At 33.7% G+C, this 25,239-nt stretch carries 22 protein-coding genes and 1 other annotated feature; of the genes, 8 read left to right on the top strand and 14 right to left on the bottom strand.

The window, feature by feature from the left end:
- Positions 1 to 81: 81 nt before the first annotated feature.
- The 4 genes from CD29_RS13455 to proS all read right to left on the bottom strand — a co-directional run bounded on the left by CD29_RS13455 (position 82) and on the right by proS (position 5,311).
- The gene (locus CD29_RS13455) at positions 82 to 2,106 is read right to left on the bottom strand and encodes a TRAP transporter permease (protein WP_036187826.1); all 2,025 of its coding nucleotides are present in this window, start codon (positions 2,104 to 2,106) and stop codon (positions 82 to 84) included.
- Positions 2,103 to 2,573, bottom strand: coding sequence for a DUF1850 domain-containing protein (locus CD29_RS13450; protein ID WP_081976255.1), 471 nt, complete (start codon positions 2,571 to 2,573; stop codon positions 2,103 to 2,105). Before CD29_RS13450 ends, CD29_RS13455 begins: the two co-directional genes overlap by 4 nt.
- Entirely contained in the window at positions 2,560 to 3,564 is a 1,005-nt protein-coding gene (locus tag CD29_RS13445) for a TAXI family TRAP transporter solute-binding subunit (protein WP_036187885.1), read from the bottom strand. The genes CD29_RS13450 and CD29_RS13445 overlap by 14 nt, the downstream gene beginning before the upstream one ends.
- Before the next feature lie 310 nt (positions 3,565 to 3,874).
- A complete protein-coding gene (gene proS / locus CD29_RS13440) occupies positions 3,875 to 5,311 on the bottom strand; it encodes a proline--tRNA ligase (protein WP_036187824.1) in 1,437 nt (478 codons plus the stop codon).
- 42 nt (positions 5,312 to 5,353) lie between these two features.
- Positions 5,354 to 5,572 (bottom strand) — a binding site (T-box leader).
- 179 nt (positions 5,573 to 5,751) lie between these two features.
- Between proS and CD29_RS13435 the strand changes: the two genes are divergently transcribed.
- Positions 5,752 to 6,096 (top strand): DUF3889 domain-containing protein, encoded by a 345-nt coding sequence (locus CD29_RS13435; RefSeq protein ID WP_036187823.1) that lies wholly within the window; start codon positions 5,752 to 5,754, stop codon positions 6,094 to 6,096.
- A 51-nt stretch (positions 6,097 to 6,147) separates the two neighbouring features.
- On the opposite strand, the gene CD29_RS13430 is transcribed toward CD29_RS13435, so the two are convergent.
- The 3 genes from CD29_RS13430 to CD29_RS13420 form a co-directional block, all read right to left on the bottom strand.
- The gene (locus CD29_RS13430) at positions 6,148 to 7,008 is read right to left on the bottom strand and encodes a hypothetical protein (RefSeq protein WP_036187821.1); all 861 of its coding nucleotides are present in this window, start codon (positions 7,006 to 7,008) and stop codon (positions 6,148 to 6,150) included.
- Positions 7,009 to 7,094: 86 nt separating this feature from the next.
- Positions 7,095 to 7,913, bottom strand: a complete 819-nt coding sequence (locus tag CD29_RS13425) for an MBL fold metallo-hydrolase (RefSeq protein ID WP_036187820.1) — start codon at positions 7,911 to 7,913, stop codon at positions 7,095 to 7,097.
- Positions 7,914 to 8,045: 132 nt separating this feature from the next.
- Entirely contained in the window at positions 8,046 to 9,869 is a 1,824-nt protein-coding gene (locus CD29_RS13420) for an LTA synthase family protein (protein ID WP_036187819.1), read from the bottom strand.
- A gap of 207 nt (positions 9,870 to 10,076) precedes the next feature.
- Here CD29_RS13420 and CD29_RS13415 point away from each other — a divergent pair, with 207 nt between their 5' ends.
- The 3 genes from CD29_RS13415 (at position 10,077) to CD29_RS13400 (ending at position 13,390) form a co-directional block, all read left to right on the top strand.
- Complete coding sequence (locus tag CD29_RS13415; RefSeq protein ID WP_036187817.1) at positions 10,077 to 10,583, top strand: sigma-70 family RNA polymerase sigma factor; 507 nt, start codon at positions 10,077 to 10,079, stop codon at positions 10,581 to 10,583.
- Positions 10,576 to 11,841: a DUF3221 domain-containing protein gene (locus CD29_RS13410; RefSeq protein ID WP_036187815.1), complete on the top strand. Its 1,266-nt coding sequence runs from the start codon at positions 10,576 to 10,578 to the stop codon at positions 11,839 to 11,841. The genes CD29_RS13415 and CD29_RS13410 overlap by 8 nt, the downstream gene beginning before the upstream one ends.
- A gap of 721 nt (positions 11,842 to 12,562) precedes the next feature.
- The gene (locus CD29_RS13400; protein ID WP_036187811.1) at positions 12,563 to 13,390 is read left to right on the top strand and encodes an MBL fold metallo-hydrolase; all 828 of its coding nucleotides are present in this window, start codon (positions 12,563 to 12,565) and stop codon (positions 13,388 to 13,390) included.
- A 285-nt stretch (positions 13,391 to 13,675) separates the two neighbouring features.
- Here the strand turns inward: CD29_RS13400 and CD29_RS13395 are convergent, their stop codons facing one another.
- From CD29_RS13395 to tlp, 4 genes are all read right to left on the bottom strand, one after another.
- Positions 13,676 to 14,422, bottom strand: a complete 747-nt coding sequence (locus tag CD29_RS13395) for an alpha/beta hydrolase (protein ID WP_036187808.1) — start codon at positions 14,420 to 14,422, stop codon at positions 13,676 to 13,678.
- Positions 14,423 to 14,551: 129 nt separating this feature from the next.
- A complete protein-coding gene (locus CD29_RS13390; protein ID WP_036187805.1) occupies positions 14,552 to 16,264 on the bottom strand; it encodes a methyl-accepting chemotaxis protein in 1,713 nt (570 codons plus the stop codon).
- Positions 16,265 to 16,481: 217 nt separating this feature from the next.
- The gene (locus CD29_RS13385; RefSeq protein ID WP_036187802.1) at positions 16,482 to 18,431 is read right to left on the bottom strand and encodes an elongation factor G; all 1,950 of its coding nucleotides are present in this window, start codon (positions 18,429 to 18,431) and stop codon (positions 16,482 to 16,484) included.
- A 392-nt stretch (positions 18,432 to 18,823) separates the two neighbouring features.
- Complete coding sequence (gene tlp / locus CD29_RS13380) at positions 18,824 to 19,051, bottom strand: small acid-soluble spore protein Tlp (RefSeq protein WP_036187801.1); 228 nt, start codon at positions 19,049 to 19,051, stop codon at positions 18,824 to 18,826.
- Positions 19,052 to 19,224: 173 nt separating this feature from the next.
- Between tlp and CD29_RS19710 the strand changes: the two genes are divergently transcribed.
- Positions 19,225 to 19,698, top strand: a complete 474-nt coding sequence (locus tag CD29_RS19710; protein ID WP_052124160.1) for a hypothetical protein — start codon at positions 19,225 to 19,227, stop codon at positions 19,696 to 19,698.
- Positions 19,699 to 19,768: 70 nt separating this feature from the next.
- Here the strand turns inward: CD29_RS19710 and CD29_RS13370 are convergent, their stop codons facing one another.
- The 3 genes from CD29_RS13370 to CD29_RS20030 all read right to left on the bottom strand — a co-directional run bounded on the left by CD29_RS13370 (position 19,769) and on the right by CD29_RS20030 (position 23,337).
- Positions 19,769 to 21,976 (bottom strand): YcdB/YcdC domain-containing protein, encoded by a 2,208-nt coding sequence (locus tag CD29_RS13370; RefSeq protein WP_328286491.1) that lies wholly within the window; start codon positions 21,974 to 21,976, stop codon positions 19,769 to 19,771.
- 179 nt (positions 21,977 to 22,155) lie between these two features.
- Positions 22,156 to 22,827 carry a reverse transcriptase-like protein gene (locus CD29_RS13365; RefSeq protein WP_036187797.1) on the bottom strand — a complete coding sequence of 224 codons (672 nt, stop codon included), beginning with the start codon at positions 22,825 to 22,827 and terminating at the stop codon, positions 22,156 to 22,158.
- A 285-nt stretch (positions 22,828 to 23,112) separates the two neighbouring features.
- Positions 23,113 to 23,337 carry a hypothetical protein gene (locus CD29_RS20030; RefSeq protein ID WP_088322169.1) on the bottom strand — a complete coding sequence of 75 codons (225 nt, stop codon included), beginning with the start codon at positions 23,335 to 23,337 and terminating at the stop codon, positions 23,113 to 23,115.
- Between the two features lie 154 nt (positions 23,338 to 23,491).
- Here CD29_RS20030 and CD29_RS13360 point away from each other — a divergent pair, with 154 nt between their 5' ends.
- The 3 genes from CD29_RS13360 to CD29_RS13350 are packed head-to-tail and all read left to right on the top strand — an operon-like array spanning position 23,492 to position 25,233.
- Positions 23,492 to 23,701 (top strand): hypothetical protein, encoded by a 210-nt coding sequence (locus CD29_RS13360; RefSeq protein WP_036187795.1) that lies wholly within the window; start codon positions 23,492 to 23,494, stop codon positions 23,699 to 23,701.
- A 12-nt stretch (positions 23,702 to 23,713) separates the two neighbouring features.
- Complete coding sequence (locus CD29_RS13355) at positions 23,714 to 24,073, top strand: spore coat protein (protein WP_036187794.1); 360 nt, start codon at positions 23,714 to 23,716, stop codon at positions 24,071 to 24,073.
- 23 nt (positions 24,074 to 24,096) lie between these two features.
- Positions 24,097 to 25,233 carry a zinc-dependent alcohol dehydrogenase gene (locus CD29_RS13350; RefSeq protein WP_036187793.1) on the top strand — a complete coding sequence of 379 codons (1,137 nt, stop codon included), beginning with the start codon at positions 24,097 to 24,099 and terminating at the stop codon, positions 25,231 to 25,233.
- The last annotated feature ends 6 nt before the right edge of the window (positions 25,234 to 25,239 follow it).

Below are 25,239 nucleotides of genomic sequence, written 5' to 3'. Positions count from 1 at the left end.
ATTTCACAATTATTTTATAACATGAATTATTGTTTGAACAAAAAAAGCTGACAGTTATTAAAATAAACTGTCAGCGGTATTTTAAAATGCAAAATTATTTTTTGATTTTCTATTTGCTATAAAGTTAAAAGTGAAAATTATTAGAACTATAATTGTTCCAATAATATCAGTTAGTGGTTCTGGTATAAGCATCATAAGTGCCCCAGCAGCTAGAACAAACCGAAGTATCATATTTATATGGGTCATAAAATAACCTTCGATTGCAGCTCCAAGACCAATTACACCTACGATTGATGTTATAGCTACAATTGATATATCTAGAATAGAAGCCATAGGAAAATCTACCGTATTCATTGGTAGACCAATTGGATTAATTAGTAGCATTGCCGGTTGATATACAAAAATATAAGGTACGATAAATCCTGCAAGGGATAAACGAACTGAAATAAAACCTGTTTTCATTGGATCGCCACCTGCAAGTCCGGCACCAGCAAATGATGCAAGAGCCACTGGAGGTGTAATATTCGCAAAGATACCAAAGTAGAAAACAAACATATGGGCAACTAAAATTGGCACTCCAAATTCAGCTAGAGTTGGTGCTACCATTGTTGCAGTAATAATATAAGCTGGAATCGAAGGTAATCCCATACCTAAAATGATTGATGCAATCATTGTTAAGAATAATGTTAAGAACAAAGAACCAGCACCTAGTTGAGTAATTGCACTTGTTAACGTAGAACCAAAACTTGTTAAGTTAACTACACCAATAATGATACCAACTACACCACATGCAACAATTGTAGATAAAGATTGTTTTGTTCCATCTTCAAGAGCACTTAATATATCCTTCACATTCATACGAGTATTCTTTTTAAATGCAGCAACAATAATTGTTAAAAGTATTGTATATAGTGCTGAGAATGCAACGGGAACTCCAGATCCGAGGAAGAAGATTAATCCAGCCAATGGAATCAGTAGATGTCCACCTTCTTTAAATACTTGCTTTACTCTTGGTAGGTCAGGTTTGGGAATACCTTTTAAATTTGATCTACCTGCACGGAAATGTACTTGCATTAGTACTCCTAAGAAAAATAGTAGTGCTGGAATGGCAGCTGCTAATGCAATCGTTCCATATGAAATACCTGTTGTCTCAGCCATGATAAAGGCACTTGCACCCATAACTGGAGGCAATATTTGACCACCTATTGAAGAACTGGCTTCAACTGCCCCTGCAAAGTTCTTTTCATAGCCAATTTTTTTCATTAATGGAATTGTGAAAGCACCAGTTCCAACAACGTTTGCTACAGCGGAACCGTTAATACTTCCCATAAATGCACTTGAAATAACCGCAACTTTCGCTGGACCACCTTGTTGGTGACCTGCTAGAGCTAATGCCAAGTCATTAAAGAATTGGCCCATTCCTGACTTCGCTAAAAATGCTCCAAACAAAATAAAAAGGAAAATGTATTGAACAGAAGCACCGATTGCAGTTGAGAATAATCCTTCTGTTTTTAAATACAATTGACCAAAAATATCACCTAAATCAAATTGACGTGTCATCAACATATTAGGAAGCCATTCAAAATGACTAAAGAAAGGATATGATAAAAATACAAGCGCTAAAATAGGTAAAATCCACCCTGTAACACGTCTTGCACTTTCAAATACAAGTATTACGGTCATAATTGCAACAATGATATCAACTGTGTTAGGGATTCCGCCTCTTTCAGTCATTATGGCCTGGTATTCTACAAATATATATCCACAGGAAAGTAGACAAAGTGCAAACAAAATCCAATCATAAAATGGAATCTTTGTGCGGTCTTGTTTTTTATAAGTTGGATATAGTAAAAACACAATTGCTAACGCAAATAGTAAATGCACTGATCTTAATAGTAGAGTTGGTATTGGATTAAAAGTAACATACACGTGGAATAAAGAAAAAAGAATTCCTAAAATTGCAATAAAAATAACTAGTGTTTTATTTTTAACTTTTCGAACGTTTGAATCAGTATCATACTTCTCTAATACTTTTTGGACATTTTCTTCAGAAATTTCATCGACTAACACTTTTTTAGTCTCTATTGCATCATTAGTAACGCTCATAACAACCCTCCCGAAATTAGTTGCCAAAGGTAGATTGACTTAGATGTGATATGTACAGTAGCATAATCACTTGTGAAAGTATAAATCGGGATTTCCCGATCGTCTGTAAGTATCGTTGTTTGTACATTTTCAGACACAGTTAAATTCAATTCTGGATATTTTAAATCAATATCCATTTTCACAAATCCGTTTACTAATTCCGTATTTTCAGAATTGCTTGGAACCCCTGCTCCAAAAGTTTTAAAATACGTTTCTGTTAATAATAACTGGTCTTCACTTTTTTTGTATGTTTCAATCCATTCTTCTTTTTCAACAGAATGAATCCATTTAAGTTGGAACGTTTGATCTATTAAATAATAGGTACGATCTTCAAACTCAAATGAAAATACAGGAATTTTTATAAAAAAGATGGTAAGGAGTATAAGAGCTGCTATACTCCAAAACCATCTTCTTTTATTTTTGTTCATCGAAATACTTTTGAGCCCCTGGATGTACTGGAGCAATAAATCCGCTTTGAGCATCTAAAGCTGGGATTTCGTTTGCTGCTTGGTGGGAGTTTACTAGTTTTTCTTGACTTTCATAGAATTTTTTAGTTAATAGATATACATCATTTTCACTCATGTCAGTACGTACAACAAGCGAATTTGGTACGGCTGCAGTTTTTATAGGCTGATCATTACCATATGTTCCTGCTGGTACTTCATAAGATATAAAGTAAGGATGTTCTTTAGCAATGTCATCAACATTCGCTGGGTCGATTGATACTAAAGTGATCCCCAGTGTTTCAGAAAGTTCTAATACAGATGCATTTGGAAGACCACTTGTTAAAAATGCTGCATCGATTGTACCAGCATTTAAACCATCAGCCGCTTCAGCGTAACCTAAATAGTCAACTTTTAACTGATCATAAGTAATACCATGTCCAGCTAATAATGTACGAGCGTTCACTTCAACCCCTGAATTTTGGTCTCCTACAGCAACACGTTTACCTATCAAATCTTCAATAGTTTCAATTCCAGAATCTTTTTTAGCAATAATTTGAACCACGTTTGGATATAGTGTCGCAATTTGAGAAACATTTTTGATTGGCTCTTTAAAGCTTACTTCACCAGCTAAAGCTTGAGATAATGCATCACTCATTACGAATGCAATTTCAATTTTACCTTGTTCTAAAAGATTAATATTCTCTACAGATGCACCAGTAGTTTGTGTTCGTGAATTGATTCCGAAATCAGTAGAGTAAATGTCTGCAAGTGTAGTTCCAAGGATGTTGTATGGACCTGAAGCCCCACCTGTTCCAATTGTTACAAGTCTTGTTTCAACTTTTTCTGATGTTGTTTCTCCCCCGTTTGATGATCCAGCTTCATTTGTAGTAGATCCATTTTGTGTTGGTGTTGGTGTTGATGAATCACCACATCCTACTAAAAATGCTGCTAATGCTAATGATGAAAATAACATTCTTTTTTTCAAAACAATTTCCCCCTATCTTCTTTGAAATGATACAGTTTCGTAGAAAAATTTACTATTCAATAAATTCTTTCAATAATAAATAAATTTATTATTCTATCATCTATTAAAAGAATTTTTTGAATTAATTAAAATGTAAGATAATTGAAGGATAAAATCAATACTTATCACTACTGTTTTACATAATATTACAAAAGTAGACATTTATACATTATTCAAGAAAAGCTACCATAATGAACAAAAATCTATATTACTTACATAAAGACAAAAAAACGTTATCACTAGGATAACGTTTTTTTTATTAGTATGCGCGACCGAACCAAACTGTGTGATTTGCATCTTTTCCACAGTTTATACATGTATGTTTTGTTGTTGGTGGATTGAAAGGAATATTTCTAGTTGTAAATTTAGTTTCTTCTTTCACCTGATCTTCACAAGCATCGTCTCCACACCAACCAGCTAAAACCCAACCTGGAATTGTTCCGTTTTTCTCTGATTCAGCTAAATGTTGTTGTAGTTGTTCTAAAGAATCAACATGTGTATGTGAGTTAGCATCACGGAAAGCCTTTGCTTTTTCAAATAAACGTGTTTGCATTACTTCAAGCTCTTTTTCAATTGCTTCTACAACATTTTCTAATTGAACAGTCACTTTTTCATCTTCATCACGCGCTTTAAGTAACGCTTGATTGTTTTCTAAATCACGTGGTCCAAGTTCAATACGAACAGGAACACCTTTTAATTCCCACTCGTTGAATTTAAATCCTGGTGATTGATCTGAATCGTCTAGACGAACTCGGATACCTTTAGCTTTTAAAATTGCAAAGATTTCATCTAGTTTTTCAATAATCGCTGGGTTCTTTTTCCATGGCCCAACAGGAACTAAAACAACTTGAGTTGGTGCAATTTTTGGTGGTAATACAAGTCCTTGCTCGTCACCATGAACCATTATTACAGAACCGATTAAACGAGTTGAAGTTCCCCATGAAGTAGTATGTACGTGTACATGTTTGTTTTCACGGTTTAAATATTTAATATCGAAAGCTTCTGCGAATTTTGTACCTAAATAGTGAGAAGTACCTGCTTGAACTGCTTTTCCATCTCTCATCATTGCTTCGATGGAATACGTATCAACTGCACCAGCAAAGCGCTCTGAAGGAGTTTTTTGTCCATCGTAAACAGGAATAGCAAGTAAACCTTCTACAACTTCTTTATAGATGTTTAACATTTGCATTGTTTCTTTACGAGCTTCTTCTTCATTTTCATGAGCTGTGTGCCCTTCTTGCCATAAAAACTCAGATGTACGGATGAATGGTAATGTTTTCTTTTCCCAACGGAAAACGTTTGCCCATTGGTTAATTAATACAGGTAGATCACGGTATGATTTAATCCAGTTTGAATATAAGTGACCAATCATTGTTTCAGAAGTTGGACGTAATGCAAGTCGTTCTTCTAATTTTTCACCTGCTGCTTCAGTTACCCATGGTAATTCTGGAGAAAATCCTTCGATATGATCTTTTTCTTTTTGGAAGAAGTTCTCAGGAATTAACATTGGGAAATATGCATTACGGTGACCTGTTTCTTTAAATCGACGATCCATCTCTGCTTGAATGTGTTCCCAAAGTTCATAGCCATCTGGCTTAAATGCGATACATCCACGCACAGGTGTGTAGTCCATTAAATCAGCTTTTTGAATTGTGTCGATATACCATTTTGAAAAATCGTTTGTCTGTTGTGACATTTGAAATCCTCCTTTTAAATGAAAAAGCGCACAAAACATCCTGTAAAGGACGTCCTATGCGCATAATAGACGTGGTACCACCTTAGTTTAGTTAAAACTTCTAGTTTTAACCCTCTAAACGTTCGTAACGAGAACAGATTCGGTAAGCTTTTCTTACATCTCCGTGGTAGGTTTCAATAAGAAGGGGTGATATAGCTCTCAGCAACTGCTATATTTTCTGTTTCACAATTCTTATTTACTTGATCACATCATTGATTTAATCATTATTTCTTATATAATGTATCAGATTTGCGTAATAAATACAATTCTTCCCTTAAAATATTTCATCATTATCAAATTTTGTCATGTTTTAAACAATATGTTGATGATTCATCCATTATTTTAAACACATATCGAAATTTTACTCGTGCATAATAATAGAAAAGAAACGGGGTTATTTTATGAAGAAAATGTTTGCTTTAGTGACAATTGGTGCAGCGTTTTTCTCAATTGCAGCCTTTACTCCAATGCATATTGTTAGTTCCCCCGTTGTGCAAGAAAAACCTACTCCTCTTTATGCAAAATGGGGATTACTAGCCATGCAAGAAACGATGAAGAAATACCCCAATGCACAAATTACCGATTATTTACATATCGAGAGAGTTGTTGGGGAAAAAACTACGGTCGAAAAATTTAAGCTAATTTTAGTTGATCAAGGACGAGAATTTGGATTATTTGTCGATTTGGAGTTTACAAATGGAACAGAAGAACTCAAAAATATTACCTTTACTGAAACAACTCCATAAACGAAAAGGACATTTCGCATGTAAGCTCATCGAAATGTCCTTTAGATTTAATTATTTAAATAGTTCCAATCCATTTACATATTCGATTTGCTCATCTGCTGATAGAGGGATTGAACTATAATAAGATAATGTAAAGAATTCGTTTTTATCTATAAAAAGTGCATGAATAATTGTCTCATCCAATTTTATAAATTCTTGGTATTCTTCTGGCCATGAATTCAAAGGCAATTCCATTAGTGAAAAATCCCAGTCAATACCAGCTTCTTCAAGCTCATAAAAATGAATATATTGATATTGCAATTCAACATAGTACACCGGTAGCTCAGGTAACTGTTTAATTGAGTTGATAATTGGCTCTTCTAATCCATAAACTCCTGGAAAATCTGCTGACATTAAATAAACAAAATCCCCATCAAAATAAATATCAGCATACTCTTGTTCATTGGCATTTCTGTATTTTTCAAAATCAATGGTGAATTCATAATGCTTTACTAAAGCATTAGTCAGATCTTCAGGTAAATACCATTCGTAATAGCTATTTAGAACTTCTCCTTGGCCGATTAATGGAACCTCATCAGTAAAATTACGTGTAATAATATTTAAAAGACTAAAGTCATTAAGTGAATCTCTGTAATCGATTGTTGGAATATAAGCACCAAATAATCTCTCTTTCATTTTAGATTCGAGCTGAGTATAAATTTCAGATGGGCCTGGACTTTGTGTCGTCTCACTTACTTCTTCTTTATCCCCTTCTACCACTTCTTCAGTTGTATCTTTTTCTTCTGTTGAAGTTTTTGTAGAATCAGTTTGATCAGTCGTTTTTGTTTCTTCAGGTGTATTTGGTTGTTGCGCATTTTGATTACAAGCTCCAAGGACTAACACAGCTAACATTAGCAATAAAAGCTTCTTCATTGAATAACCCCTTATTCATAAATTTTTCTCAACCACACATTATATGTTGCGAACTTAATGTGCGTGACAAAATTCGTCATAAAATGTTATTTTTTCTTCTGGTTATTCAATTCACGTTTAACTAAGGCTAAGTTTTCTTCATGAGAAAAATTTAATTCTCGCCAATAAGAATAATGGCTTATTAAGTGCTGACTATTTGTATCTGTTTTTATGCTGTTTCGTATCTCTTGAATATATCTCTTAGATTCTTCTTTTCTTTTTCGAATTTCTTCGGTATTTGTCGCAATATGTCCATGCCCTGGAACGAGGTATTGAATTCGATGATTGTTTAAAATCGTATCCACTTTTTGTAAAGTTAAATCATAAAGGAAGCTACTATCGTAGATAAATGGAAACTCTACATCTGATAAGTAATCACCTGCTACAAGAATACCTAGTGGCTCAATTACTGTGAAAATGCCATCATTTGTATGTCCAGGTGCTTGGTAAAAAGTCAATGTTGTACCACCAATTTTCGCGGTATGACGCTCTCTACTAATAGGTATATCAACTTGTGGAAAGGTGATTGGATAATTTCTATCAAGATAGTATTTATCGTCAAATTGTTTCATTTGTTCTATAACATCATGTTGATTCACTTTAGCAAATAGATGACTAGCAATGACAGTAGCATCTAGGAATGCACCACTACCTATTAGGTGGTCCCAGTCAGAGTGAGTATAAATCACATAGATTGGTAGATTACCTCTAATTTTATTTACAGTTTGACGAATTTCCTCCACTTCTTTTGGAAGCAAGTTAGGGTCAACAACAATAATACAATCTCTTGTTTTCGCTACAACCGATGTTGTTTTATATAACTGACTTTCAAAAACAGTGAAATGTTCGTTTTGAAATTGAATCATTCTGTTTTCCTCTTCTCTATTGGTCTTTAAATATATATTCCTTAAATAAAACTAATTTCCTTCAAAAGCTTATATGTCTATATTATGTTTATAGCACAAAAATAAGCCTCGAGTAATCCTCGAGACTTTTCATTATTTAGTATAATCAAACATTCCCAAATCAATGGAATACTGCGCTCCAACATTAATGTCGTATTGAATCATGCGATAATCGTCCACAATCTCAAGAATGTCTTCAGGCAATTCCCAATAGATTGCTGTCTGATTTTGTTGTAGATAATATTCTCCCCAACGGATGGCAGGTACAGTTTCTTTCAATTCACTAATTAATTCATAATATGGGGTAACTGCAACATTTAAATGTTCAAAAAGGATAGAACTCATTGTATATGGACTTATTACTGGGTAATTCAATTTTTCAGTTTCAAAATTACTATAAATAAAATACTCTGTTTCATAAAAATTTAAGTCTTCTTCATTGTTTTCACTTAATGGGTCAAACACATCTGACGGCATATGATCACCAAAAAAGACGATTGTAACGGGTTTATCTATTTCATTTATTTGATTGATAAATTGCTCCGTAGCTAAATCGGTAGCGTTTACGCCATGAACGTAGGTTTGAATTTTAGATTTTTCATTTTCATCCATGTCGTTTAATACTTCAATTTCTGTTTCATACTGATTTGCACTATAAGGGCCATGATTTTGCATCGTAGTAAGTAAAATGAAGGTATCCCCTGTTAGATCTTCATCAAGTAAATAATCCAAGACTTCTTGATATGCTGATTCATCACTAATATATGAACCTCCATCAAGAGTTTCTTTATAAGTTAAATCCGGTGTTCCTCCTTCGTGAATAAACAAGTCAAATCCAAATTTATCAAATACTTCTTTTCTTCGATATAAATTGGCGTTATAGGAATGGATCGCAATACGATGGTCAAAGAGATTCGTAATGTTTGGTACCCGTTGTAGATTCGGCACAAGTAATGTGTAAGGGATTCTTAAAGAAGAGTCGAAATCATTCATACTAATGCTAGTCAATATTTCATATTCCACATTGGCTGTTCCTCCACCAAAATTTGAGCCTAATATTAGTCCAGAAGTCGTTTCTTCCATAAGATAACGAATATATGGTATAGGATCAGCTGACAGCTCTAAGTTTGGAATTCGAAGTGGGTCCATAAAACTTTCACTTAAAATATAGATAACTGTATGATCTTCTAAAGTTGCAAGATCTGAATTATGCTCCAGTGCTTTTTCTTTATACTTTTCGACAATAGCGCTAATCGCCTCTATGGAATAACCCTCTGGCTCATCTTCCATTACTACCACATCAATATTTTTCAAAAAACCTGCAACTGGACCATTCTGACTATAATCATCTGTCATATCCCAGTACGTATCAGAAATTCCGAAAGCATTAGATACTAATGTGTATGGATTGTTTGGATGCTTACTATAGAAAATACAAACAATAAACAGAAATAAAATAAAACCAATAAATAATCGAATTTTTGATTTGAAAACACGTTTCTCTTTCAATTTTATTAAGTAAATTAATAAAGCAAGCAAGACACCGATTAAGACAATACTTATGAGCATATGGCCAAAGTTAATGAGTTGTAGGATTTGTTGTAACTGAAAAATCATAGAGAAATCGCTGGGTAAAAGTGGTTCACTTCTGTAAGAAAGTTTAAGAAAATTCGCAATTGAAAACAGTATAATTGTGCTGAAAAATGCAAACCATGCAAGCATTTTCCGGTTAAAGATTACTAGAAATAGTACATAAAGTAGGTACAATAAAATCCCATTAAATAGATAATTGTGCCAATACTGCCGAAGATTTTCGAGTGCATCTATCAATTGAAGCTGGCTGTGGAAGAAAATAATTATCAGATTGGCAGTGAAAATTAATACAATAGTCAAATGAATTGATTTTATCCTTTCCATATTGAACCTTCTTTTCTATCAAATTTATAGAAATAGTTTATGGGAAGTTCCTATCTATATTTAGTTAAACGTTTAATTTAGGAAAAAATCATAGGTTGGGTTATTTGCCGCTTATAAAAGAAAACTGAATTAATTTCTACTTTTGTATAAATTTTGAAACGCGAATCATTTGGCAATCGTTTATAGTGTACTTAGGGGGTGACCAAGATGGATAAAGAAATTGAGTACATATTCGAGGAACATTCTGAGCACTTATTACGGCTCGCCTATTTTTATACAAAAGACCGTCACTCGAGCGAAGATATCGTGCAGGATGTATTCATTCGCTTTATGAACACGGATTATGAAGAACGCGGGTCAATCCGTGCCTTTCTCTCCAAAATGACGATTAACAAAGCAAAAGACTATTTAAAAAGTTGGACTTATAAAAAAATACAATTAAAAGAAAAATGGAGCTACTTAGTTGCAAAGAAAAGGCCCAACCGACTACTTGTAAATGACGAACGGTCAATAATCGGTAAAGCAGTTTTAGAGCTATCCTTAGATTATCGAGAAGTTATTATTTTGTATTATTATCAGGAAATGAGTGTAGCTGAAATTTCTGCAATGCTACTAATTCCAGAAAACACAGTAAAGACACGTCTAAAACGTGCACGTGAGAAGCTTAAGCCACTACTACAAGAAGATGTATGGGAGGTGCTAATAAATGAATGAAATTAAAAAAAGTTTAATAGAACTTACCGTTGACATGAATGAAAGTAAACAACTGGTGAGAAAAAGAATTATGGCACAAAGTATTAAAAAGAAAGATTTCAAAAAGAATTTAATCGCGGGATTGAGTGCAATAGTGATGATTAGTATGATATTTCTTACTTCCACATTCTTAATGGAGCAGCAAACAGGAACCTCCGAAATTAGTCAACCAACTACAAATATTTTTGATGATGGAATATTTGAAACTACAGCAAATTTACAAAAATGGTGGAGAGATTTTGCTGATGGAGAAGCATACTTAAAGGAATTAGCTTATGAAAAATACGAAACTAGATTAGCATTATACACTTATGCGAAGTCATTAGGATATGATATCAAAGATGAAGAAGTGCAAGAAAGTTTTCAACAAACGATGAATCTTATGACACGTTCAGACGAAGCTAAACAGTCCTATGAAGAACTATTAACAAAAGCTGATTTAACGTGGGAAGAATATGAAAAGTTTATAATGGACACAGCCCCTTATGATGTAGCTTTAAAAAAATTAGAACAACATTACATGGCAATCTATCCTAAAATATCTTATTCTATTGCAGGTTCATTGGCAGAGAAACATGCAATTCCCTATTTTCGTGAACAATATGTAAATGATATCATTGCATTTAAAAAGAAACACACCTTGCCCTTACATGATGGAAATCCTTTTGCATTTACTGGTTCAAAACAATTAGGCCGTGTAGTTGCCATTGAAGATAACATGTTTTTAGTAGCACCTGGAGCTACAATTGAGGATATAGAAAATTATACTAAAGAAGAATTACTTGAAAATTATAAAGATGCCATGTGGTTTCCAATGGATGATACACCTGAATTGAGTATTGGAGATTTAGTCGAAACGTACCATAAATATCAGACGACAAGTGAAGATAACGTAACTATCTCAGATCTTTGGGATATTCGTCTAGTAAATGAATATGAACCAAACCCGATATCGAAAGCTACACACCACTTGACGATTGATATTGAAATGAATCCTAAAGTTAAAGTTTTCGTTGGAACACTCAATTGGATAGATACAAACGTTGAGTTTAGTGATAAGGCTGATTATCAATTTGTTGTAGACGGTATTACCTATCAACTTTGGTCATATCCAGACGGGTTTGTTCTCTATTCTTCCCGTGGAAAATATAGAACACTGAATGCAGAGCTAACTAGTGAGTTAGCTGGGTATCTAGGAATCGATCATGGACTAAATTAAATGGAACTTTACAAAGCATGTGAAACACAAAAGTTACACATGCTTTTTGCTATGTTGAGATTTAGCAATTTTACAATCGTGTGATATTTATGAGCGAAATTTGGGTCGTTATGAGCGAGTTTTAGCTTGAATTGAGCGACTATCACCGGGATATGAGCGAGTTTTTGGTACTTATGAGCGACTTCTCCATCTTGTGATTTTTATGAGCGACTTTTGGCTCCAATTGAGCGACTTTCACTGGGATATGAGCGACTTCGAGGTACTTATGAGCGACTTCTCTATCTTGTGTTTTTTTTGAGCGACTTTTGGCTCCAATTGAGCGAATTTTACCGGGATATGAGCGAATTCTCATCTTGTGATTTTTATGAGCGACTTTTTGCTCCTATTGAGCGACTTTCACTGGGATATGAGCGACTTCGAGGCACTTATGAGCAACTTCTCCATCCCGTGATTTTTATGAGCGACTTTTTGCTCCTATTGAGCGACTTTTACCGGGATATGAGCGATTTCGAGGCACTTATGAGCGACTTCTCCATCTTGTGATTTTTATGAGCGACTTTTTGCTCCTATTGAGCGACTTCGACATACTTATGAGCAACTTCTCTGCCCTTGATTTTTATGTGCAAATTTAGATCAAACTGAGCAACTATTAATCGTAGCATTAAGATTGAATACTCATTCATTTTTGTTATATGATATGGATGAAAAAGGAGTTGATCTTGTGATTTTTAAAAAGAGTGCAATGATTGGAGAAAAAAATGGCGTTTCTTATATGAACGGCAAGGTGTCATTACAAGGTTTCTCCATGAATGTATATAGTTATCTAATCGATGGCGTGCTAATTGATACTGGGGCTCGTTCTTTACATAAATATTTTGAATCGTTTATTGATCATGCAGACTTTGACCAAGTTTTAATTACACATCATCATGAGGATCATACTGGCTGTGCAGCTTACATTGAGAAAACGAAAAAAACACCAATATATATCAATGAAAAATCAATTAATATTTGCACAGATAAAGCAGATTACCCTTTTTATCGAAAAGCATTTTGGGGAATACGGATGCCATTTCACACACATCCAACTCCAACAATCTTCCAATCTCGGAATGCAACTTGGGATGTGATTGATACACCCGGTCACGCATTTGACCATCAATCCTTCTTAAATCGAGAGACTGGCCAATTATTTACTGGAGATTTATTCGTTCAGGTGCATACTAAGTTACTACTTTCTAATGAAAGTATTCCTACAATTATTCAATCATTAGAGAAAGTACTGTCCTTTGATTTTAACGAAGTGATTTGTCAACATGCTGGATTTGTAAATGACGGCCGAATTCAAATTCAGAAAAAACTCGATTATTTAGTTTCCATACAACAAGAAGTGATGGAGTTAAATAAAATTGGATATTCTGCTTCTGAAATTTGTGGCAAACTGTTTCCTAAAAAATACCCTATTATTAAATTGTCCCGAGGTGAATGGGATTCTCTTCATATAGTAAACTCTATTTTAAATGAAAGTATAATCCAAAACGATCATTAAAACGATTTATCAAAGAAAAAAGCACAATGAGAAAATGCATTGTGCTTGAATGTTTTATTGAAAAACGAATGTACAAAAATTAGTACTTCTACTAACGTAATAATTTTTCTCAACGCGGAGAGCGACCAAGTTTGATACTATTTGATATTTTAGTAACAAGTAAAACGATCACGATAGTTATAATAAAATAGAAAGTAGTCCCATAATAGAAGACTTTATCTTGCACTACACTTTTTTATTATTAATAGTTTACACGTCTATAGGTTTTTGTAAGTTTAAAAATAGCTAATTCTCTTCAACGATTTGACGTATAAACAAGTGAATGTCCTGAAATAAATAGTCTCGATCCTTATCCAAGGTGATTAAATGTCCGCTATTTGGATAGGTAATTTTATTTTTGTGATTGCTTTGAACATTTCTTTCTATAAAATCAATACTTTCATGAAATACTACATCATCCAATCCGCCTTTACACAAGCATATTGGTTTGTTTAGTGAGGGAAGAATGTTTTTTGTGTTTGCGATAAATTGTTGTAAAGCTTTTATCTTTTCAACTGGTCTTGGAAAGTGTTGCTTCATAAAACCATCAATCCATTGCTGAGATTCATTTTTTAAGGAATAATATCGTTTAGTATAATGTCTAACACGATTTTCTAAGCTTTCAATGGGTCTTTCTACAACAGGAGCTGATATAACAACAATTGCTTTACACGCACTTTGCGATGCCAATCTTAAAGCCATTACACCACCAAGTGACTGACCTATAACAATAATTTCCTCATGGCCTTCATCTTGTAAAAATTGGAATGCACTTTTAGCTGATTGCCATGCTTCTTCTACTGAAGATTCAAATAACCTTTCAGGTGATTCTCCATGCCCTTTGTAATTTAGAGCATAACAGCTAAATCCATGTTCATGAAGCTGTTTTGCAAGACCACTCATTTCTTTCGCACTACTAGTAAAACTATGTAAAAGTAATATAGCATGTTTGGATCCTTTGAAATAAATATCTTTTGTGTTAACTAAGTTCATCTAACTTTACACCTACCCATTTTAAACACTAACTATGTAACTTTGTTATTATAATCTATTAAATTATATCGTTTTTTGAGAATAATAAAAGAATGATTCAACTTTTGAATTGAACCATTCTTTTTCTTTCTATTCTTTCACTTTAAATGTACGAACACAATTTTCTAATTCCTGCGCCATACGTGTTGATCCATTTGAACGATCGGCTACTTCTTCAATACCTGCAGTTGTTTCTTGAGCAGCTGCTGAGATATTAGTCATAGTACTCTCGATTTGATGTATAGATTGGGTAAACTCTTGAATCATTTCTACAATTTTATCCGATTTTACAGTTTCAGTTGAAAGCAAGTTTGAAATAGTTGTGATTTCATTTACGGTATTTGCAACAGCAGATGAAATATTATTTAGTGCTTGTGCTGTTAAATGTACTGTATTTGAACCCTTTTCAATATATTTTTCATTTTCGTTTGATGAAATCATCACTTTACCAATTTTATCCATTATATCTTTCACTAAGTTTTCGACTTGTGACACTTCTTTGTTTGATTGTTCTGCTAATTTCCGAACTTCTTCTGCAACTACAGCGAACCCTTTTCCGTGTTCCCCTGCCCTAGCAGCTTCAATGGAAGCATTCAGAGCTAGTAAATTTGTTTGAGAAGCAATATCGGAAATCGCATTCGTAATAGATTGTATTTTTGTCGTTGATTGTACGAGTTGTTGAATTGTATCACTGACTTCTTTTGATCCAGTTTTAATTTTTTCCATATCATTACTAATTTCTTTTGCTCTTACTTCGCCTTCAGTTGCAATTTGCATTGTATTATTTGAAATTTCTACAGTGTTGTCAGCCTTTATTTTCATATTTTGCAAGTCTTCAGCAAGTGATAGTAGAACGTTTGAAGCTTGGTCCGCATGATTCATACCATCAGTCATTGAAGCTGAAACTTCTTCAATATTGTTTGCAACAACTTGGACTGAAGTATTCATTTCGTTTAAAGAGCTAGCAGTTTCATTTGCATTTTCAGTTAGTTGATGGGATGTGTTACGCATAGTCATTAGTATATTTTGTAAATTAGAAGTTAATTGGTTTAACGTAGTTGCTAAACTACCAATTTCGTCATTACTTTTAACTTTCGTTGGTTCAACCATTAAGTTTCCATCTGCAATTTCTTTTGCTTGAACAATTAGTTGTGAAATTGGCTTTGTTTTACGACGGATCAGTAAAGCAGTACCGATTGCAGCTAGGATCATAGGAATAATACTAATTAAAATCCCTTGGCTAACAACTCCCCAAGTTCTGTCTGAAACGATATTTGCATCAAAATCTATAACACTAATTGCAATTATTTCTTTTGACGGGTCATGGTCTTCGTAAATTGGAGCATAACCTGAAAGTCGATTCATTCCTCCAAATTCATAAGGCTCAGAATATGTTGGGTGCCCTGTTTCAAGTAAAGTTGAAATTGCTTGTTCATCCATTTTAAAGGCATCTCCAGGTGCAAAACCTTTTTCTCTCAAATTATCATCTAATGCAACAAGATTTCCGTTTAAATCTAAAATATATTGAGATTCAAAAATATCTTTATGCTGTGTTGTCCAGTTAATTGTACTACCTAGATTTTCACTAGTTTTAACATCACCTGCAAGCGCTTTATCTAAGTCAGCTGGGTTAATTAAACCAGTTGTAATATTTGCACAGCCATATGCTTCGATCCCTGCTGCTTCATATAGCTTATCGTATGCAGTTATGTAGGTTGCAACGGATGATATGGCAATCATTACAATTAAAATACCTGCAATTAATGTGCCTAGTTGAAAGGTTAATGTAGATTTAAGTTTCATTTTTGTTCCACCTTTAGTATCTTTACACACACAAATTTACTAGTAAATTAACACTATGTTAAAGATGTATCTACAAAGAATGTTTTATCTTTTACTATTCTATCAAAATATAAGTGTGATGTTTAGCACATTTGTTAGTAATTTGTATCGAAAAAGTGAAGACTTCTAGATTCAATCATATCTTAAATATATTATTAAATGAATAACTTTTTTAGGTTTATTTTTTCAAACAATGCATTGCGGCCTCAGCTTCATACCAAGGTACTATATATCCTTTTCCCTTAGCACAGAAAATACTAGAAGAAGTATATTCTGGGTCGGCCTTTTTGTCATAACCTATCCATTCAATAACTTCTACAGGATTGTGGCAAACATCATATCCTATAAATTGTAATGTTAATGCTCCTTTACCATTTGTATAAGCAGAGAATGTTGCATTGTAATTTATAAAATTTGCAACAGGCACTGTTCCTTCAATAACAACTTTGTCCACAGTTGTTATTGGTGTTTCAAATGTACCACTTGCTTGTTGGATATCTGACATCATACGTCCAATATGGTCAAGTGAGGCTTTCATTTTAAAACGGTAATAAGGTTCTAATACTATATTATCTGCTTGTTCCAGACCCTGACGGATTGCACGAAAAGTTGCTTCACGAAAGTCGCCACCATTTGTATGCTTGTTATGGGCTCTCCCTGTAAGTAGAGTGAATTTAATATCAGTAATTGGCGACCCTGTCAATAAACCATGGTGTTCCCTTTCGAATACATGTTGTTCTATTAAACGTTGATGACCAATTGATAAATCATCGGCATGACATTTATTTTCAAAAATGACCCCAGCACCTCTTTGTACTGGTTCCATTTTCAAATGTACTTCTGCATAATGTTTTAAAGGCTCGAAATGTCCATATCCAAGCACACTTGTATGTATTGTTTCTAAATATAAAATCTTCGGGTCGTCAAATGAAATCTCTAGGTTAAAACGTTCTTTTGCCACAACTTGTAATACTTCTAATTGAATGACTCCCATAATATGTACATGAATTTCTTGAAACTTTTCACTCCAAATTACTTTTAAAGTTGGTTCTTCCGCTTCTAATATACGAAATAATTTTAAAACATCTTTTATATGCTCAGAACCGTTATATACTACTCTCGCTTGTAAAGTTGGCGAAAGTTGAAATTCCTTTGAAGTTGATGGGTCAGCACCAATGACATCTCCAATTTCAGCTTTAGACAATCCTGTAACGGCAAACACTTCCCCTGCCTCAACCATTCTAACAGAATCATATCGATTACCGTTATATAAGCGAATATCTGTAATTTTCTCTGAGATCTCCCCGAATTCAATTTCCTGACGGATTTGTAAGGTTCCCTGCAAAGCTTTGATATAAGTAATTCGTACATTTTGTTCATCGTGTCTAATTTTAAATACTTTCCCCTTAAATGGTAAAGTATTGTCATAGTATGTTTCTGTCAATAGAGAAAATTGTTCAAAAAAATCAATAACCCCAATATCTTTTAAAGCAGATCCTGCCATACAAATAAATGCTTGTTCATTTTGAATGTAGGTTTGAAGATATTGAATAAACATTGGAAGATCTATGTTACCATCAAGATATTGATCGAGTAATTTTTCGTCTCTTTCGGCAATCCATTCTAGTATTTCATCTGAAATAGAATTTTTAGTTATAGGTTCAGTAACTAATAATGCATTCATTGAAAAATGCTTCTGAATATCCTCCATCAATCCATTGATATCGACTTCATCACGGTCAACTTTGTTCATAAAAATGAACGTTGGGACATGATATTTTCTTAATAATTCCCAAACAGTTTCTGTATGTCCTTCTATGCCATCTACTGCACTAATAATCATAATTGCATAATCCAACACACTAATTGCTCTTTCCATTTCTGCAGCAAAATCGACGTGTCCTGGCGTATCGATTAGTGTAAAGGTATCCCCTTTATAATGAATTCTACCTTGATCTGCAAATACCGTAATTCCTCTTTGTCTTTCAATAGAATGATGATCTAAATAGGCATTTTTATGGTCAACTCTCCCCATTGCCCTAATACTTTCTGTATGAAAAAGTAATTGTTCAGAAAATGTAGTTTTACCGGCATCTACATGAGCGAGTACCCCAACTGTTTTATACATAAAAATCCTCATTTCTAGCTAATAACTAGAGCTATTGTAACAAATTCACAAAGCGAATTATACAAACATTAAATTTATATAATGTTGAAAAAGTTGATTATTTTTCCAAAAAAGGTAGGATACTATGCGTAAATGAAGGAAAAAAGAGGGAACTTATTTGGAGCATCAGTTAACATATAGCATTGGCGTCTTTTTAATTATTTCATTTATGGTTTTTTTTGTGTTCAATACGAATGGTATTCCAAAAGGCAACAAAATTCTTGCCTTAACACTATACGCTTTTTGCATTATTGGCTTAATTACAATGAATTTTACCACTTAAAAATAAAACATGAGTTCAAAACTAATTGAACTCATGTCATTTGATACGATATCAGAAGGTCATCAAGATTCTACTCATTACTATGAGCTTCATCTTTAATTTCTTCTCTAAATCCTTGGATCGCTCTCTCACGTCTTTTGTTTTTTTCTTTTATTTGCTCTTGTTGGTTCGCACCAGAAAACTCCATTGCTATTTCAGCTTTATGAATTTGTTCTTCTGTGTTTTGTATTAATGCCTGTAATTTTTCTACGTTATCTGAACGGTCATCTGGATTTGGTTTGTTTTTATATTTAGCCAACTTTTTGCCCTCCCTTGTTGTATTTCAACTTTCGTTTTTATTCTGTTTTGTTTTCATATTTTTATTCGCAAGTATAATGAGCAATATTATCCACCACTGTTTTAATGTTTTTCGGACATTCTAATTGTAATGATTGAATATACCTAATTTAAGCACGACAAGGAAGGAATATTATGACTATTAGAATTTTACCTTATTTATTAACATTTTTACTTTCAATTGGTGCTATACTTCCCTATGCTGAAACAGCATTTGCCGAAAATAATCTTATCATTGGTACAATTGATGACTACACAGATACAAATTCACAAAAGCAAGAAAGAGCAAACGTAATCATTCTTCCGGTAAAGTCAGTGTTAAGTAATTCAGAGAAGCTTGATGAAGGCAAGACTATTTTAGATGAAGAAACAAAGGCAAAAGCGAAAGATATTTTAAAGAGCTTACGTGAAGGAAAAATTACAATAGAAGAAGCTCGAGCTAAGTTAAAAGAATTAGGTATTATTTTACCAAAACAAGATAATTTGAATGAAGATGTCACAAAAGAAAAAGAAATGTCCCGTGTAGAAAATGCCCGTTTAAAACTAAAAGAACTTGGGCTAAAATTACCGAAAAAATTTGAACAATTTATAAATGATACACAAGAATAATGTTTCAGAAGGCGTATACATTATGCATTAAGAAAAGCCAGACTCTTTAATGTAGAGTCTGGCTAGATTATTAATATCGGCGATTTTCATGTATTAAATGTGCTAATGGGAAAATAGAAGTTGCTAAATTCGCATATGAAACTTCAAGCTGAGGAATAAATTGATTATTACTCTCAAGTTCCAACAATTGTAAAGAGTTAGCTAATGCTACATAACCAACATACTTAGGTTGAATTTTATTTGTATCAATTAAATCTAATTTATAGATTTCATAATTTTTCGCAGCAAGATCTAATCCTAATGCTCGAACGTACCAAACGGCTAATTGTTCTTTTGTAAGTAATTGATCCGGGTTAAATGATTCTTTCGGATCAAGTATGCCAATGCGAACCGCTTGCTCTACTACTGAATATAGAGGATGCTTTTTATCAATATTTTCATATGTTTGAGTAAGAATTTCACTTTCAGCTATATCGTACTCATAGAAATAAGATAAAGATTTCACTAGAACCCTCAAAGCTTCCCCGTTTTTAATTGTTTGGTCTGCATTGAAAGTTTTCGCATCTTTCACTTCTAGAATTCTATTTTGAATTAAATAATTCAGTTCTTCTTCTGCAGTTGGATGGGTTACTTGTGGTAGATTGATTTCCCCATTTTGACTATTCCAATTTCCCGTTACTGCATCTAAGTAACTGTATGCATTGTTATTGTATATTGGTGAATACACCAAATGATAATGTGTTGCTTTTGGATCCGGCAGTTTAGTATATTGAAGCTTTAGGCTTAGTGCATCGAGGAATTTCTTTTTAGCATTCTCACTTGTAATAATGTTTTTAGTTGATGGCCAGTTTTCAAATTCACGGTGGTGCACATATAAACTTGATAGTGAACCATCATTGTACACAGAAACACTTATTTGACTTCCTTCAACCAAGATTCCATCGACAACTCTCGGGAATGTAAAATGATATATTCCACGTCCTTGTTCAAGGTACGGTTCTCCAATCGGATTTGCGTAGTTGTGTAAATAGGAAGGTACCCATTGTTTTAAGTGCTCAATTGCTTTTGTTTGTGCTTCATTTTTCGTAATTTCCCCATTTTTCTTAGGCTCACCTAATTGTCTTAAAACTTCTTCTTTCAAATCATGGTAAGAAGTGATTTCTCCTGTAAGCTTATTCATCTCTATAGAAGAACCAAAACCACCATAATCCCAGTCATAAGAGTAACCGATACTTAAGAATGGTTGACCTTGTTCGTTCTCATACTCATGAACAGAAGAAATGTTTAATTTTACTTTGTCTACATCAATTTTTAATAACTCTTGAGCTATTTTTTTCGCTTGATCAACTGTTACTCCGTTATATTTTGGAGTAAGTGGTTTTGCTGTTAAAAGTTTGACCTTCCCTACATTTGGCGTATCCTTTGTAAAGCCATTAGCTGTTTGCCATTCTGAAGTCAAAGCATTGATCCCAAAATTAATAGATGGTTGGTATACAAGAGCTAATGATTCTTCTCCTGTTCGATAATCGTAATTGATTTGATATTTTAAATTAACTGATAAATTATTTTTCACTTTGTTTAAAATCTCTTGATTACTCTTTACGAGTTTTGCATCATCAAAAGTTACATTTTTAGGATTTTGAACATATCGATAGAATTGTGTAACATCACCATTACCCAACACTGACACATAAACTTGTTGGTCAGCTATCGGTATGTTATTTTCCTTTAGAACAAATGAAAATTCATAGCGAATTGGTTCTGTAAGTAATTGATTTGAATAATAGTAAAAGTTTGTATACAGTGGATTTAACTCATAATTATTCCCGTTTGGCAATTTGCTAAGAAAATCTGAAGCAATCTTTTGTGCTTCTTCTTTCGACACTTTTGGTGGGAATAAAGAATCTGCTGTTGTAACTGGAGAATAATAGAAGGATTCAATATCTAGTGTGTCTCCAACAAAAGTTACACTTCCATAAACGTCTTTTCCGTTCAATAATTTTTGAAAGCTTAAGTCATAGCGAATTCGTTCATCTTCGGGATAGTGATGGGCATTACTTAATGTAAAATCACTTTCTTTTAAGAAATCGAATTGATTTGGAAAGACTGATTTTAACTTTTTTATTAACTCTGACTTAGATACATTAGCCTCATTCGTATGAACTTCAATTGCAATCCGATCATTTTGTGTTTCGATAGGCGACTGAGCATGTCCAATCGATGAAGTGATTCCTAGTGTTAAAGCAGTCGACGTTACGAGGATTGCAAATTTCCTCATCTTCTTCAAAACTAACCCTCCTAAAATTCTTAATGAAGGAATCTATTTGTTTCACGCAAATTCCCACTATTAGTAAATATATGCATAAATGTTATGAATATTAATCGATGTAATTTTTGAACATATTTTCCTAAAAAAAACTGTTTAGTGCAAATAATTGCGACTAAACAGGATTTTACTTAGGATTCGTATTTATCTTGTAGTTCGATTTGGCCAGTAATGTCTACTCCTTGTAGTGCTTGTGTTGCAAGACGATCTGCTTCAGCATTTAGCTTTCTTGGAACTAATTCAAATTGCGGCTCAATCCCTAGCGTTTTCAACTTCTCATCTATACGATCAGCCCAACTTGCGAGATCTTTTTCATAGGCCGGCCATTCCCCACTCATCTGATTGATAACGACTTGGGAGTCTCCGATAAATTGTACTTTTTGATGGTGTACAGTAAGAAGATCTAACTCTATTACTGCTAAGTGGAGTGCAGCATATTCTGCTTCGTTGTTGGAAGCTAGACCTTGAGCAGGAGCATTTCTACGCATACGATACCATTTTCCATTTTGTTCATAATATATCGCAACACCAAGTCCTGCTTCGCCAGATTGAAGGTCGTATCCTCCATCAAAATACACTTTTACATTATGAGGTTCTGTTTCCATTTCTTTTAAGTATTTCTTAATTTCTTTTGGTAACCATGTAGAGTCGTATTTATCATTATAGGTTAAATTTTTTGTGCGACCTGTTTTTTCAATATCTTCACCTATAGTTAAAGCATGTGCAGCAGGCATAAATTCAGAACGGAATGATGCTTCAATACCATTTTTAGATTTGTATGTCCATTCTATAAATAGTTCCATTATTGGCCTCCTTACGATTATGTATTTTACTTCTAGTATACACTTTCAAATGGTTGATTATTTCATTGTAAATCAAAATCGTCTTGGTGTATTCGTGACCAGATTTTCTCGAGCTTCGGCCAACATATGTTGGTCACAAATACGCTGCAATAGAGGTCAACTGAATGAAGTAAATGAAAGACCCCGAAAAGCCACTTAAATGTAAGTGACACTTCGGGGCTTCAGTTCAGAGCTCAATCAATAACTCCGTATATAATTATGCAATTATACATTTAATAACAAAAATTAACGGTTATTGTTGTTATTGTTGTTGTTGTTACGGTTGTTATTGTTGTTGTTGTTACGGTTGTTATTGTTGTTGTTGCGATTGAAGTCTGCTTCTTGAGCATATTCTTCGCGGTTGTTGTTATTATTGTTGTTACGATTGCGGTTGTTTAGATCTAATTCTTGAGCTAATTCTTCCAAATCGTTACGGTTGTTGTTGCGGTTGTTATTATTGTTGTTTGCCATGATGTTGTTCACCTCCACGACACTTATTTTTACTCACTTGAATTTTTTTTATTCAATTTCATGAAAATTAAAGTACACATTTAAAATTTGAAATTATGAATACAACTTTTCTAGTAAGGGTAGTCTTTTTTAAGGGTAAAAAGGAGGAGTGTATATGTTCGAAAAGAAATTAGCACTTCATGAAACGATGGAATTCCATGAATTGATTAATTTTATGACAACAAGTTTACTGAAATCGAAGATGAGTCAAGGGATTGTTTTTGATGATGATTTACGAGCGCTATTAGATAAAAATGTTAAGCTTACTACTCCTGCATTAACTGCAATGATTAAGCTTTATAGAAATTCGAAATTAGAATATTAGGAGGCGAAATCGGTGGATGACTACTTAGATCCTATAAACTCAGTAAATATGCCTGAATTAACGGATTCAGGAGTTGCTCTTGAGTTTTTATTGACGACGAAGACAGGTATTCGAAATTTATCTTTTGCTTTAACTGAAACCGCATCCCCTGCCCTTCGAAAATTAATGAAAACCCAGCTAGATGTAATGATCGATATGTATGATGAAATCTGTGAATTGATGATGAAAAAAGATTGGTTAAAACCATATGACCTAGAAGCTCAAAAAGATTTGGATATCAAATCTGCAGAAAATGCAGTGAGTATAGCTCAATTAGATTTGTTCCCTAAAGATATGAATCGTAAAGGTTTATTCCCAACTCCGCCAAAATAATAAAACATAAGGGAGTTTTAGAAATGAAGGCAGTTACTTTCCAAGGTATTAAAAATGTTGAAGTTAAAAATGTAAAAGCACCAGATATTTTAAAACCCGACGATATTATTATAAAAGTTACAGCATCCGCAATCTGTGGATCTGACTTACATTTATTACATGGGATGATACCTAACCTGAACAAGGATTACGTTATTGGACATGAACCAATGGGTATTGTGGAGGAAGTTGGTAAGAGTGTAACTAAAGTAAAAAAAGGTGATCGCGTCGTTATACCGTTTAATGTTGCTTGTGGTGAATGTTGGTTTTGCCAACACGATTTAGAAAGTCAATGTGACAATTCTAATGATAAAAATGAAATGGGTGGATTCTTTGGCTATTCACACACAACTGGAGGTTATCCAGGTGGACAAGCAGAATATATGCGGGTTCCTTTCGGCAATTTCCTTCCCTTTAAGATCCCTGAAGACAGTGAAATTCCAGATGAAAGCCTAGTTTTGCTCGCAGATGCTGCATCTACAGCGTTTTGGAGTGTTGATAATGCTGGTGTTAAGCAAGGTGATACGGTAGTTGTTCTTGGATGTGGCCCTATCGGTTTACTTGCCCAAAAATTTGCTTGGTTAAAAGGGGCTGAGCGAATAATTGCAGTAGATTATGTTGGATATCGACTAAAACACGCAAAACATACAAACAAAGTAGAAATAGTCAATTTTGAGGATCATGAAAATTGCGGTGAATACTTAAAAGAGATTACAAAAGGTGGCGCGGATGTTGTCATTGACTGTGTAGGTATGAGTGGAAAAATGACACCTATGGAATTTCTGGCAAGCGGGCTGAAATTCCAAAGTGGTGCCATGGGTGGACTTGTCATTGCAAGTCAAGCAGTGAGAAAAGGTGGCACAATTCAAGTGACTGGTGTTTACGCAGGTAGATACAACGCATTCCCTCTAGGCGATATTTTCCAAAGAAACGTAACTATAAAGACTGGACAAGCTCCTGTTCCACACCACATGCCATTTATTTATAATTTAATAAAAGAAGGTAAAGTAAATCCAAGCGATATTGTGACACATGTCTTACCACTTGAAAAAGCAAAACATGGATATGAAGTATTTGATACAAAAACAGAAGATTGTATAAAAGTGATTTTAAAACCTTAAACTAAT

This window comes from Ureibacillus manganicus DSM 26584 (assembly GCF_000772945.1).
In the GTDB taxonomy this organism is placed as follows: domain Bacteria; phylum Bacillota; class Bacilli; order Bacillales_A; family Planococcaceae; genus Ureibacillus; species Ureibacillus manganicus.
Note: the sequence above shows the minus strand (reverse complement) of the source record. Positions and strands in the feature narration are given on the sequence as shown.